Annotated in this window: 8 protein-coding genes; 6 read left to right on the top strand and 2 right to left on the bottom strand. The window is 36.0% G+C overall.

From position 1 onward, the window contains the following. Positions 1 to 144 precede the first annotated feature (144 nt). The 6 genes from OZP07_RS02790 to OZP07_RS02765 all read left to right on the top strand — a co-directional run bounded on the left by OZP07_RS02790 (position 145) and on the right by OZP07_RS02765 (position 8,716). Positions 145 to 1,506 carry a rhamnogalacturonan acetylesterase gene (locus OZP07_RS02790; protein WP_281637210.1) on the top strand — a complete coding sequence of 454 codons (1,362 nt, stop codon included), beginning with the start codon at positions 145 to 147 and terminating at the stop codon, positions 1,504 to 1,506. A 20-nt stretch (positions 1,507 to 1,526) separates the two neighbouring features. Next, positions 1,527 to 4,388, top strand: a complete 2,862-nt coding sequence (locus OZP07_RS02785; RefSeq protein WP_281637209.1) for a glycoside hydrolase family 2 protein — start codon at positions 1,527 to 1,529, stop codon at positions 4,386 to 4,388. A 60-nt stretch (positions 4,389 to 4,448) separates the two neighbouring features. Beyond that, the gene (locus tag OZP07_RS02780; RefSeq protein ID WP_281637208.1) at positions 4,449 to 5,963 is read left to right on the top strand and encodes a rhamnogalacturonan acetylesterase; all 1,515 of its coding nucleotides are present in this window, start codon (positions 4,449 to 4,451) and stop codon (positions 5,961 to 5,963) included. Positions 5,964 to 6,133: 170 nt separating this feature from the next. Further along, the gene (locus OZP07_RS02775; protein WP_281637207.1) at positions 6,134 to 7,216 is read left to right on the top strand and encodes an SGNH/GDSL hydrolase family protein; all 1,083 of its coding nucleotides are present in this window, start codon (positions 6,134 to 6,136) and stop codon (positions 7,214 to 7,216) included. Between the two features lie 39 nt (positions 7,217 to 7,255). After that, on the top strand, positions 7,256 to 7,981 hold the full coding sequence (locus tag OZP07_RS02770) for a GDSL-type esterase/lipase family protein (protein ID WP_281637206.1): 726 nt from the start codon (positions 7,256 to 7,258) through the stop codon (positions 7,979 to 7,981). Between the two features lie 138 nt (positions 7,982 to 8,119). Next, positions 8,120 to 8,716, top strand: a complete 597-nt coding sequence (locus tag OZP07_RS02765) for a hypothetical protein (protein ID WP_194641117.1) — start codon at positions 8,120 to 8,122, stop codon at positions 8,714 to 8,716. Between the two features lie 486 nt (positions 8,717 to 9,202). Here OZP07_RS02765 and OZP07_RS02760 read toward each other — a convergent pair whose 3' ends face one another. Together OZP07_RS02760 and OZP07_RS02755 are read right to left on the bottom strand one after the other, a co-directional pair. Beyond that, positions 9,203 to 11,617 (bottom strand): glycosyl hydrolase 115 family protein, encoded by a 2,415-nt coding sequence (locus OZP07_RS02760; protein WP_281637205.1) that lies wholly within the window; start codon positions 11,615 to 11,617, stop codon positions 9,203 to 9,205. 15 nt (positions 11,618 to 11,632) lie between these two features. Beyond that, on the bottom strand, positions 11,633 to 13,012 hold the full coding sequence (locus tag OZP07_RS02755; protein ID WP_281637204.1) for a sulfatase family protein: 1,380 nt from the start codon (positions 13,010 to 13,012) through the stop codon (positions 11,633 to 11,635). Between the last annotated feature and the right edge of the window lie 79 nt (positions 13,013 to 13,091).

The raw sequence follows: 13,091 nt of genomic DNA, 5'->3' as shown, positions 1-13,091 counted from the left end.
TCAAACACAATTCTATCCTGTACCTACCCGCAATTTATATAAAATCAGCACTTTTTTAACGTTTTCGGCTAACCTAATAGTACAGGATAGTATTTATAAAGCGAAAAGTTAGTTTTGAAAATCTATTAACCAAATTTATATTAAATGAAACCTTTTAGAATCTTTACACTGCTTGTATTGGTTTTGTGTTCTTCAAATATTCTTTTATCAATGGGTAAAAATGATGTTGAAACTGTAAAAAATAACAATACAAAAAGCACAGCTGTTCCCGTTGAACCAAAGGTTTTTAATTTTGAATCTTCTAAAAAAAATAACAAATTCACTAATGTACTTACTGCATCAAAATATGAAGAAAGTACCGGATATGGTTTTGATTTTGAAACAGATGCGAATGCAGTCTTTACAGCAACTGGATTAAACATCAGCAAAAGCACTTATTTTTCGGTAAAAATTCCTGAAGGAAATTACAAAGTAAAAATCACTTTGGCCAATAATAGTAATGACTCCAATATTACTGTAAAAGCTGAATCCCGAAGAATAATGATTGACCAGCTTCCTATAAAAAAAGGTAAATCTGCTGTACAGGAATTCAATGTAAACGTACGCAGCAGCTACATTGATGAATCCAATTCGATAAAATTAAAAGACCGCGAAAAAGGAGACCTGAATTGGGATAACAAACTAACCTTAGAATTTTTAGGATCTGCCTGTGTTCAAAAAATTGAAATTATTCCTCTTGAAAAAGTAACCAGCATTTTTCTGGCCGGCGATTCTACTGTAACCGATCAGGATGTAGAGCCTTGGGCTTCCTGGGGGCAGATGATTCCTCAATATTTCGACACGAATATTGTTATTACCAATTATGCCTGCTCTGGCCTTGCTTTAAGCTCTTTTAAAAGCAGTAACCGTCTGTTAAAAATAAGTTCTCAGATTAAAGCTGGCGATTATTTGTTTATTGAATTTGGCCACAATGATGAAAAAATAAAAGGCCCTGAAAATACTGCCTGGAAATCCTACTCCGATTTATTAGCCGAATTTATTCAGACAGCAAAGGACAAAGGTGCATTTCCTGTTTTGGTTACCCCTACACAGCGCCGCGCCTTTAATTCTGATGGAACATTAAAAGAAACACACGGTGATTTTCCTGATGCTATGCGTGCCGTTGCAAAAAAAATGAATGTGCCCCTTATCGATGTAACTAAAATCACAACTGTGCTGTATGAAAAATGGGGAGATGATGTTTCTAGAAAAGCTTTTGTACAATATCCTGCCAATACTTTTCCAGGGCAGACAAAAGCATTAGAAGATAATACCCACTTTAATAGTTTTGGTGCCAATGAAATTGCGCTTTGTATAATTAAGGGAATTCGCGATCTGAATTTACCTTTACAAAAAAATATATTGAAACAGACACCAAAATACAATCCCCAGCAGCCTAATTATATTTCAAATTGGACTCTGCCAATGAGTACCCGTTTTGAAATCGCAAAGCCTGATGGCAATTAATTTTTTTGAATACATTTAAAATGAAAATACAACAAACTTTACAATTTCTTTTTATTGCGGCTGTAACTGCCTTTTCGGCGCAAAACAGTTCTGCACAGCAAACGGAAAAAGTTTTCCTTTCCGGAAAAGATTTTGAACACCCGGTACAATGGGATTTTTATTGTACAGATGGCAATAACAGCAAAAAGTGGACCACGATCAACGTTCCTTCTCAATGGGAATTAGAAGGTTTTGGCGAGTACACTTATGGAAGATGGTATAAAGAACTCAACCAAAAAGAGCCCAGCAAAGAAGAAGGGCTTTATAAATATGTATTTGATGTTCCAAATGATTATAAAGACAAAGAAGTAGTTATTGCTTTTGGCGGAGCAATGACAGACACTGAAGTAAAAATTAACGGAAAACTGGCAGGAGAAATTCATCAGGGCGGTTTCTACGAATTTAAATATGATATTACTTCTTTAGTAAAATTTGGCACCAAAAACACGCTGGAAGTTCATGTATGGAAACATTCGAACAATAATTCGGTTAATGCTGCAGAACGCAGAGCAGACTGGTGGCTTTTTGGCGGTATTTATCGTCCGGTATGGCTGGAAGTATCTCCAAAAACACAAATTCAGCATATTGCCGTAAACCCAAAAATGGACGGTTCGATCACTATTGATATGAACCTTAAAAACATTCCTAAAAACACGGTTGTAGAAGCTGGTTTGAAAGGATTGAACGGTGAAATTTTTCAAACATTCACTTTTCCTGTTAAGGCAAAAAGCATCAAAGAAACCATCGCTGCCCAATGGAAAGATATTAAACCATGGAACCCGGAAACTCCAAATTTGTACAGCTTAGAACTGTCTTTGAAACAAAACGGAACTATACTTCACAAATTGGACAAAAAAATTGGTTTCAGAACTTTAGAATTCAAGAAAAAAGACGGCATTTATGTGAATGGCACCAAAATCATAATGAAAGGAATCAATCGTCATTCCTTCTGGCCGGAAGGCGGACGAAGCACCAGCAGACGCATCAGTGTGTTAGACGGCCAGCTATTGAAAGATATGAATATGAATGCAGTCCGCGGTCATTATCCGCCAGACGAGCATTTCATGGAAGTCTGTGACTCTTTGGGGCTGTTTGTTCTAAATGAATTAGCCGGATGGCAAAACTCTTATGATACCAAAACAGGAACAAAATTAGCTGCCGAAATGATTACCAGAGATGTCAACCATCCGTCTGTAATTATTTGGGACAATGGTAATGAAGGAGGATGGAATTATGAAGTGGACAAAGTATTCGATCAATTCGATCCGCAAAAAAGAATTGTAGTACATCCTTGGTCCGATTTTAATGGCTGGGATACGCACCATTATCCTACTTATTTAACGGGTATGCACCGATTCAACAGCGGAGAAAACGTGTTTTTCCCAACCGAATTCATGCACGGAACTTACGACAACGGACACGGAGCTGCTCTTGAAGATTTCTGGACGCGTTACAAACAAAGTCCTTTGTTTGCCGGAGGATTTATGTGGGCAATGCTGGACGAAGCTGTTTTTCGTTCAGACTGGAAAGGTGATGTAAAATTTGACTCCAAAGGCTCTTTGGCTGCTGACGGAATTTTAGGTCCGCACCGAGAAAGAGAAGGAAGTTATTATACGGTAAAAGAAGTCTGGGCACCTATTCAATTTGCTCCAAAGCAAGTAACAGATGCTTTTGACGGCTCCTTTTTGATAACCAATGATTATCTGTTCAGCAATTTGAATTCCTGCAAAATGGAATATAAAATAATGAAATCGGATGCAGATGTTCTTTATACTGATGGTGTTTCAAAAATACTAAGCTCGGGTAAAATTGAAATTCCAAGCATTGAACCCGGCGAAACCCGCAAAATTAAGTTCGCTGTTCCTGCTAACTTTACAGAAGGTGATGTTTTATCAATTACTGCAAATGATTTATATGGCAAAGAAATCTATACTTGGACCTGGCCTATTCATAAAGCCAGCTATTTTGCTTCTAAATTTTTAGCATCAAAAACAGTTAAAACAAAAGCCACAGCTACCCGAAATGGAAATAATATTGTTTTAAGCGGCGATAATGTTACCGTGACTTTGGACAGTACCACTGGAGAAATCCTGACGGTTAAAAACGGAGTTACCGTAATTCCATTGACAAACGGTCCGCGTCCTATCGGGATGAAATCCAAACTAAAAGAGGTACAGATTTTGCAGGAAGGCGAGAATGCAGTCTGTACAGTTACTTATTCCGGCGGATTAAACTCTATAAAATGGATTATGTGTCCTGACGGAAGATTTAAAATGGAACTTCTTGCTTTGAAAAATGCAGAAAATGCAGGCGGTTTTGACGGCGCTTATTTTGAAGATAAAATTAATTCATTCGGAATCACATTCAGTTTCCCTGAAAAGGAAGTTACGGGAATAAAATGGTTCGGAAGAGGTCCTTACCACGTTTGGAAAAACAGAATCAAAGGAACAACTTACGGTGTTTGGGAAAAGAATTACAACACCACGATAACTGGCGAAAGTTTTGAAAATTTGGTTTATCCGGAATTCAAAGGTTATCATGCCAATTTATTGGGAGCCAATCTAAAAGCAGGTACATCGTCATTTAAAGTTTTTAGCGAATCTGATAATTTGTTTCTGAGATTATTCACACCTGATTTACCGAAAAATGGTTTTCCGGGAAGTAACCCGCAGCCGGATTTTCCGGAAGGAGACATTTCTTTTATGTATGAAATTCCGGCGATGAGAGATTTCAAACCATTGGAACAGCAGGGACCAGAAAGCCAGCCGACAAATATCCGCATCAAAAAAGGAGATGATGGAATATCAATGAATCTTTGGTTTGATTTTAGAAATAATAATTAAGAAATAAGCTGAGTTCAAGAATCTCTGTCTGATATAAATAAAAACAAATACAAATACATTATGAAAATTATACGATTAATGGCTTTACTGTATGCTACAGTACTTTTTTTTAATTTCACCCAAAAAACGGAAACCAAACCAACCATTTTTATAGTCGGCGATTCTACTGTAAAAAATGGAAGCGGAAAAGGAGACGGCGGTCTTTGGGGCTGGGGCGATTTTATTGGCCAATTTTTGGATACCACCAAAGTTGCTATTCAAAACCATGCTTTGGGAGGAACCAGCAGCCGAAGTTTTCAGTACAAAGGATTATGGGAACCTGTTTTTAAACAGCTCAAAAAAGGCGATTATGTCTTTATTCAATTTGGACATAATGATAACGGTACCATAAATGATACAACAAGAGCCAGAGGAACGATTAAAGGCATTGGCAACGAAACCGAAGAAATTGACAATCTGTTAACCCACAAACACGAAATCGTTCATACGTATGGCTGGTACATTCGAAAATTAGTACAGGATGCCAAATCAAAAGGAGCCATTCCTGTGGTTTTTTCACCAATTCCAAGAAACGACTGGAAAGACGGAAAAGTTCTCCGCAACAACGAATCGTATGGTTTATGGGCAAAACAAATTGCTGAGCAGGAAAAAGCAGCATTCATTGATCTGAATGCCGGTATGTCTTCAGCATTAGACAAAATAGGACAAGAAAAAGTAATGGGAACCTATTTTTATGAAAGAGACCATACGCATACCTCGGCAAAAGGAGCTGTTTTATCAGCTACAGTAATTGCAGGTGAACTCAAAAAAAACAATTCATTGAGCAAATATGTTTTAGCAGATCCGAAAATTAAACTTCCAAAAAAGAAAAAAATCTTTTTGATTGGCGATTCTACGATGGCAAACAATGGCAACAATGAAAATGCCGTAGGCTGGGGAGTTGCTTTCCCAAAATATGTAGATACAATGCGTGTCGATGTAATCAATAAAGCAAGAGGCGGACGAAGCAGCCGTACCTATGAATTTGAGGGTTTATGGAAGGAAGTCCGAGAACAATTGCAACCTGGTAATTTTGTAATTATCCAGTTTGGACATAATGATGCAGGTGCTGTTGACAAAGATAAATTCAGAGGTTCTCTAAAAGGAAACGGTACAGAAACACAAATTGTAAACCGTGCCGACAGTATTAAAGAAACAGTTCGCTCTTTTGGCTCTTATATTGAAACTTATATCAAAGAAGCCAAAGAAAAAGGAGCAATCCCAATTGTGATGAGCCAGACCGTACGAAACGAATGGCCGAACGGAAAACCTGAACTTAGAGATGAGAGTTACAACCTTTGGTCTAAAACAGCTGCCGAAAATCAAGGCGCTGATTTTATTGATCTAAATGTGATTATCGCCAAAAAATATGAAGAATTAGGTAAAGAAAAAGTAAGTGCTTTTTTCCCTAAAGACCATACACATACTGGTCCTGAAGGAGCCGATTTTAATGCACTGACCGCAGCTGAAAGCATTAAAAACTTAAAAAAATGTGCTTTGAGGGATTATATTGAGATTCCGAAAAAGAAGGAATAAAAAGCTTTAGACTAGAGCCTTCAGCATTGCGATTTTTTTTACCAGAGATTCACAAATTATACTCTTTTTATAATTTGTAAAACTCTGGTTTGTTTTTTAAAGACTGAAAATTATATTTTCTAAATTTATTATTCTTAAATTCTTTATTTTAAACCGATAAACCATTATTCATGCTGATAAGAAAAATTACGTTTGCGGCTGTTTTATTGCTGAGCTTAAATGGATTTAGCCAGTTACAAATTAAACCAAGTGACAAAAGCATCACTTATATGGGACGTGTAAAGTTAGCACAAGATTCAGCCTGTTTTTACTGGCCAGGAACTTCAGCAGCTATTAATTTTAAAGGATCAAGGATTTCCGCCAGTTTAAAGTCACGTAATGAAGTCGGTTATTTTTATGCCATTATTGATAATGATGCCGAGCACGCATTTAAGTTTAAATCAGATACTATGAAAACAACAGTATCTCTGGCAAGCGGACTTTCTTCTGGAAATCATACTTTGCAGCTTTATAAACTTTCAAACAATACCTCCGAAAATATTTTTTATGGATTTCAAATTGATGGTAAGTCTAAAATCAATACTCCCAATAAACCTCTAAAAAGAAAAATCGAATTTTACGGCAACTCCATTACAGCTGGGCATGGCGTGGATGTTGAAAAAGGAGGTCAGGATTCTGGAAAACCAGAAACTTTCAATAATTATTACACTTATGCAGCTTTGACAGCTCGCCATTATAACGCACAATATTCCTGTATTGCTCGCAGCGGTATTGGCATTATGGTTAGCTGGTTTCCAGAAATTATGCCCGAAATATATGATAGGCTAAACCCTATGGATCCGAATAGTAAATGGGATTTCACTCAATACACTCCCGATGTGGTTGTGGTCAATCTCTTTCAGAATGATTCATGGATTGTCAACATGCCTAAAAATGAACAATTTATTTCTAGGTTTGGCACTTCCAAACCAACGGATGAGTTTACCATTTTGGCGTATCAAAATTTTATTAGTTCAATCAGAATCAAATATCCAAATGCTCACATCATTTGTGCCTTGGGAAATATGGATGCCACAAAAGCGGGCTCCAAATGGCCTAACTATATTAAGCAAGCTGTTGAAAGAATAAATGATAGTAAAATTTATAGTTTGATTTTTCCTTATAAAAATACAGGAGCCCACCCAAATAAACAAGAACAGCAAATGATGGCAGATGATTTAATTGGATTTATAGATAAAAATATTAAATGGTAATCCCTAAATAGTGAATACAAAATATCCTAATCTAAATCCATGAAAAAATATTTAATTCTTGTACTTTCAATTGCTTTAGCTGCCTGCTCCTCCAATTCAAAAGTTGGAAAAACACAAGCATCCGATACAATTCTGACAATACCCGACAGTCTGTATCCTTCGGCTGACTTATCTATTCCAACACATAACGAATGGACCAGCAAGAATTATCCCAAAATGATTAAAAGTTTCAAAGCAAATCCTCTGCAGTTACATGACATTGTTTTTGCAGGCAACAGCATTACTTCGCAAGGAAGAAACTGGGGAGAACGTTTGAATAATAAAGCCATTAAAAACAGAGGAATAGCTGGTGATGTTACTGATGGCCTAATAGCACGACTGGGTGAAATAAATTACATAAAACCAACTGCGGTATTTATTGAAATAGGTATTAACGATTTATTAAACGATACATTATCACCTGAGCGCACCGCGAAGAATATCATTCAAATCACAAAAATAATTCATCAGCAGAATCCAAAAACCAAGATATTTGTACAAACAATTTTTCCAACCAATAAAGTCAATCAGGCAGCACGTATAAAGCTGACGAATGATATTATTAGAAAACATAAGAGAAAGGGCGTATTTACATTAATAGAAACACATATTCTGTTTGCCGGCAAAGATGATTTAATGCAAAAAGAACTAAGTACTGACGGCATACATCTAAATGAAAAAGGATATCAAATCTGGGTCGATTGCCTAAAAAAATATTTCGAATAAAACAGATTTTTAATTCCAATCTACAAATTATTTCATGTATTTTTTCTTGGAAGCAGATTTGTCATAATGCAATAAATACCTCAATTAAATGTTATATAAAAAAGATATAACTGTTTTTAATTAATGGTATTTCAGCTTATGAAAAGGATAATATTCTTGATTGGTGTTATTAGTATTTCTCTTCAGGGATATGCTCAGGATGGAAATAAAACTAAATTCAAACCGATTCCTCCAAAAAATACGGAAGAAAAAATAATTATTCCGCCCAGAGAAATTACGCCAAAAAATGAAGCTGTGGCTGTTGTAAAAAAACCAGATCCTTATCAGATCAATCCCGAAGAGCTTTTTAAAAATCCTTATCTGTATAAAAAACCAAACAATTCTGAAGGTATATTTTACAGACAAAATCAATATTTAGGAAGTTTTAAAACGAAGGCATTTACTTCTACCATCCGATTTCGGGATGCTGCCTTTGTAGACGGTGATAAAATAAAGATATACCTGAATGACAAAATGATTCAGCCCGAAGTCAGCCTGAGCGGTGAATTTCAAAGCTTCAAAATAAATCTGACCGATGGTATAAACAAAATTGATTTTGAAGCACTAAACGAAGGTTTTGCATCTCCAAATACCGCCCAGTTTGAAGTCTATGATGACAAAGGAACTGTTATCACTTCAAGCCAATGGAATGTGGGAACCGGTTATAAGGCCACAATTATATTGATCAAAGAGTAAAAAACAGACTCTTTTTTAAACTCTCAGAACAGCTCCAAAAAAACTTTTATAATTAAAGACAACAAAAACAACAGTGGTTGGTGAGGCAAACACTAAAAAAAGTAATGTCTGCCATTTACATGCTAGAATTATTTTTTTATAATTTGACCATAAAATAATCAATGCAAAAATTGAGCAGAAAGAAATAAGGAACGCTGTAATTAAGTTTACCCAATTTTCATCATATGGCAAGAATTGAGCCTGATAAATTTCATCCCAAATCATAAAAGCTACAAGAAAAAGAATAATCGAATATATAATTTTATAACTATCTCTGACTAATACCATCTATCATAACAAATTAATTCCCGTTTTTTTATAAACGATGTTATTTCTGATATATTTTACCCGTAAACTAAAATTTTGGCTTTATTTACCCGGTCTCTATCTCTGGTTTTAATTTTTCAGCTAAAAATGTCTTTAGAGCGGACTTCAAAATTCAATCTGCTATAATTTTCTTTTTATCGAAATATAGTCCAAAACAATTTCTGTCTGATTTACCAAAACGGTTATATTTTGTTTTTTAGCAGCAGTAACCGAAAATGGAACTTTTACAACTGCACTGTTTCGTAATACATTTTCTTTCCAGATAGTATCGCGGTCTTTGGTATTAATTAAAAATGGTTTCGATTCCTTTCCATTTATTCTGATTACAGCTTCCTGATCAAAGTTATTCGAATGAGTTGGTAAAAAATGTACTTCGGCCTCATAATCTCCCATCTCTGAAACTTCAAATTCGTACGAAACAGCGGGTTTATCTTTCTTAAAATAATGATGGTTTAAAGGAAAAAGTGTCATAGCATTATTACTAAAACCAAGACCATTAATTGACTGCCATTTATAATTTTCAATGCTTTTTGAAGCTGTAAATTGGTTTGCCTGAATTACAATAGCGCTGTTTGTTTTATTGGCTTCATAAGTCTTTGTGTTTTTTGCTACCGAATCAAAAACAGGAAGATTTCGAGGATGCATTGACATCATCTGATTCCATTTTCCGCCGCTCATTTTTGTATTATAAAATGCTGTAAGCTCTTTTATTTTCTCATAAGCTTCGGATGCCTGTTTATGGTATTTTTGTTTTTGAACCTCATCATTGGCTGTCGCTTCCAAATTCCAATACAGAAATTTAAAATTCATGTTGGCTGCCGCTTTTACAGGATACACAACCAATTGAAACCAGGCATCTTTTCGTTCATCAGGTATTAAAGAAGATAAATCATCTGCTTTTTTTACCAAATCCTCATAAGCTTTGATTCTTTCCTCTATTTCTTCTTTTGTAAAGTTAGAAGGCTTAATCTGAGTTGTAGGTTCGGTCTGGCTCCAGCCCATATACTCCGGTTTTCTGATGAAAGCCAAACGGTAGTATTCTGCAATTACAGGACTCAATTCGCTGGCAATTGTTGGCGTAAATTCTCTTGAAATCCATTTTTCCAGATTTTTATTAATCCCATCAAACGGAATACTGTTGATATTCCATGCTAAATCCATGAAAAACTCCATATTATATTCGCCTGGCTTGATATCTCCCACATTTACAATCCACATTTTTTTAGCCCCGTTTTGGTATGCTTTTGACATTTCGCTCCAAATTAATCCAGGCTGTGCAGTACTTAACCAGAGGTAATCATGAGGACGCCCCCAATAACTAAGATGATAATAAACACCGCCTCCGCCGCTTCTTTTTTGTTCATTTTCATCACTTAAACGGCGTATGTAGCCATAATTATCATCGGGCCACACAAGAGTAACATCATCGGGCACTTTGAGTCCGTTATCATACAATTCCAGCACTTCTTTATACGGAACAAAAACCTGCGGAATTTCATTTAATGGCTTTTTGAATGTATTTGAAAGCATTTCGCGCTGTACGCCAATTATCTTATCCACCATTATCTTCGACTCTTCCGTATTTTTGGCGCCTTCCATTTTACTGTCGTGAACGCCTCTCATCCCTAGTGTCATGACCACTTCATTATTAGCTGCTTTTATTTCGTCTAAACGGTCCTGCCAATATTTATTTACTTGATTACTGTTTGTAAAGTAATTATAATCTCCAAAGTCTTTTTTCCATTCATCGACATTATTTCGAAGCATGGGTTCGGCATGAGAAGAACCGATTATCATATGATACTTTTCCGCCATTTCCTTATTTCCGTTAATGGTAAAAAAACCTTTGGTACACGGATGCATCGCAGGCCAGATCGTATTAGCTTTTAATCTCAAAAGCAGCTGAAATATTTTCTCATTCGTTTTTGGTCCTATATCTCCAGTTTCGGGTTCAAAAGTTTTCGCAGCCCAAGGCTGTAATCCCCAGTCTTCATCATTCAGGAAAATTCCTCTGTACTGCACTGACGGCTTTTCGGTTATTCCTTTTGAAGGCAATTGAAGCACCAGTTCTTTTCTGGCAATTGGATTAACATCAGCCCACCATTTCCAAGGCGAAACTCCCAGTCGTTCTGCTGTTTCAAAAATGGCATAAACAGTTCCTCTGACGTCACTTCCTGCAATTATCAGGTTCTGATTTTCTTTTTTTATATAAAATTTCTCCCATTGACCGGCTAATTCTTTTTGAATATTTTTAGACTGAAATAAAGAACTTGAAGCCTGACCAATGTATATTCCGTTTTGAGAAATTTTGTCTGCAGTAACAATACTTAATTTCTTTCCCGTAATTTCTTCCACGTCCGAAACCAGTTCATTGACTGCCCAGACCACTAATTTGTCTGCTTTTGGATCAATAAATATTGCAGCGGTTTCATTGGCTTTTACAATAGAAAAATCAATTGACTTATCATTTTGGCCAAAGGCTGTATCTGTTAAAAAACTAATTACTGCAATTAAAAAAAGGTGTCTTTTGAACATTATATCTGTATTATTTTATTCTGATTTATTCGTCTCTGCTATTTTTGGATCTTTCTTTATTTGAACATCCAGTTCCTGCTTCATTTTCCCGAAGATCTCTTGATTCAGAGGCAGAACATTATTCTTTTCTTCTGGATCCTTTTCTATATTGAACAATTCATAATCTGGCATCCCTTTTTTGGAAGGCAGATTTTGAATCAGTTTCCATGGTTTTTGAATTAAACAGGCCTGTTTATGACCACGGATATAAATCGGCCGTTTTTTAATTTCTTTATTTGCCGAAACTTCATTCCATATATTCTGTCCTTCTACGGTTTTTGGCAATTTTTCAGCACCGGCTAATCCTAAAATCGTAGGCAGAAAATCAATCACTGAAATATAATCTGAGTTTTTATAATTTTTTAAACGGCCTTTCCAATACAGCACACAAGGCACTCTAACTGCTCCTTCATAATTTGAAGTTTTCCAATCACGCAGTGGCGTATTATCTCCCAAAGTTGTATTTGATCTGTGTATTCCTCCATATTCTTTTCTGGAATCCCAGTTTTCCATAGCACCGTTATCACTCATAAAAATGATAAGGGTATTCTCGTCTAACTTTTGCTTTTTCAAATTATCAAGCAAGATGCCGATGCTGTGATCCAAATGCGCCATTGCCGCATCATAATCCCTGCGGGAACTGTCTTTAGCTGTTTTATTATAAGGTATCTTCCATTTCTCTTCTTCCTGCAAAGGAAAATGAGGTGCACTGTATGCTACCTGCAGGTAAAAATTCTCCTTTTTATTGCGGATTTCCGAAAGCCATTTAATCGATTCCTGAGTAACTAAATCGGTAGTATGCCCTTTTTCATCAATAAATTCTCCATTTCTATACCAGCTCTGATCGCCATTTTTGTAGCGGTGAGTGTATTGATCAATCTGTCCGTGCAAAAAACCATAGGAATAATCAAATCCGTATGCTTTTGGGCTGCTGTTTAACTGCAGTCCTAAATGCCATTTGCCGATAAGCGCGGTTTCATATCCGTTTTTTTTCAATAATTGAGGCAGAGTTGGAATTGAATCAGGTAATTTCAATTCACTTTTATCACTTATCGGAGCTAAAATTCCCATGCGGCTGGCAGGTCTTCCAGTGAGAAGAGCCGCTCTTGTAGGTGAGCAGGTAGGGCTGACATAAAAACGGTTAAGCTGCACACCATTTTTTGCCAGATTATCAATATTAGGCGTTTTTATTTCAGAACCATTATAGCCAACATCATTCCAGCCGGCATCATCAGCTATAATCACAATGACATTAGGCTTTTGCTCTTTGGGTACTTTTTTCTGCTGGGCGTATATCACCTGATTGCTTAAAAACACTAGAGCTGTATAAATAAATACTTTTTTAGAATTCATCATCAAAAAATTAAAGTACAAATCAGTTTGCAAAAAAAGCTGTTTCCAAAATGCGAAACAGCCTTTTATAAATTATAATAGT

This window comes from Flavobacterium marginilacus (assembly GCF_026870155.1).
GTDB lineage: Bacteria > Bacteroidota > Bacteroidia > Flavobacteriales > Flavobacteriaceae > Flavobacterium > Flavobacterium marginilacus.
Note: the sequence above shows the minus strand (reverse complement) of the source record. Positions and strands in the feature narration are given on the sequence as shown.

Bases quoted from the DNA above. Each gene is read 5' to 3' on its own strand.
- OZP07_RS02775 (WP_281637207.1), top strand. From the start codon at position 6,134: ATGCTGATAAGAAAAATTACGTTTGCGGCTGTTTTATTGCTGAGCTTA.
- OZP07_RS02785 (WP_281637209.1), top strand. From the start codon at position 1,527: ATGAAAATACAACAAACTTTACAATTTCTTTTTATTGCGGCTGTAACT.
- OZP07_RS02765 (WP_194641117.1), top strand. From the start codon at position 8,120: ATGAAAAGGATAATATTCTTGATTGGTGTTATTAGTATTTCTCTTCAG.
- OZP07_RS02780 (WP_281637208.1), top strand. From the start codon at position 4,449: ATGAAAATTATACGATTAATGGCTTTACTGTATGCTACAGTACTTTTT.
- OZP07_RS02790 (WP_281637210.1), top strand. From the start codon at position 145: ATGAAACCTTTTAGAATCTTTACACTGCTTGTATTGGTTTTGTGTTCT.
- OZP07_RS02770 (WP_281637206.1), top strand. From the start codon at position 7,256: ATGAAAAAATATTTAATTCTTGTACTTTCAATTGCTTTAGCTGCCTGC.
- OZP07_RS02760 (WP_281637205.1), bottom strand. From the start codon at position 11,617: ATGTTCAAAAGACACCTTTTTTTAATTGCAGTAATTAGTTTTTTAACA.
- OZP07_RS02755 (WP_281637204.1), bottom strand. From the start codon at position 13,012: ATGATGAATTCTAAAAAAGTATTTATTTATACAGCTCTAGTGTTTTTA.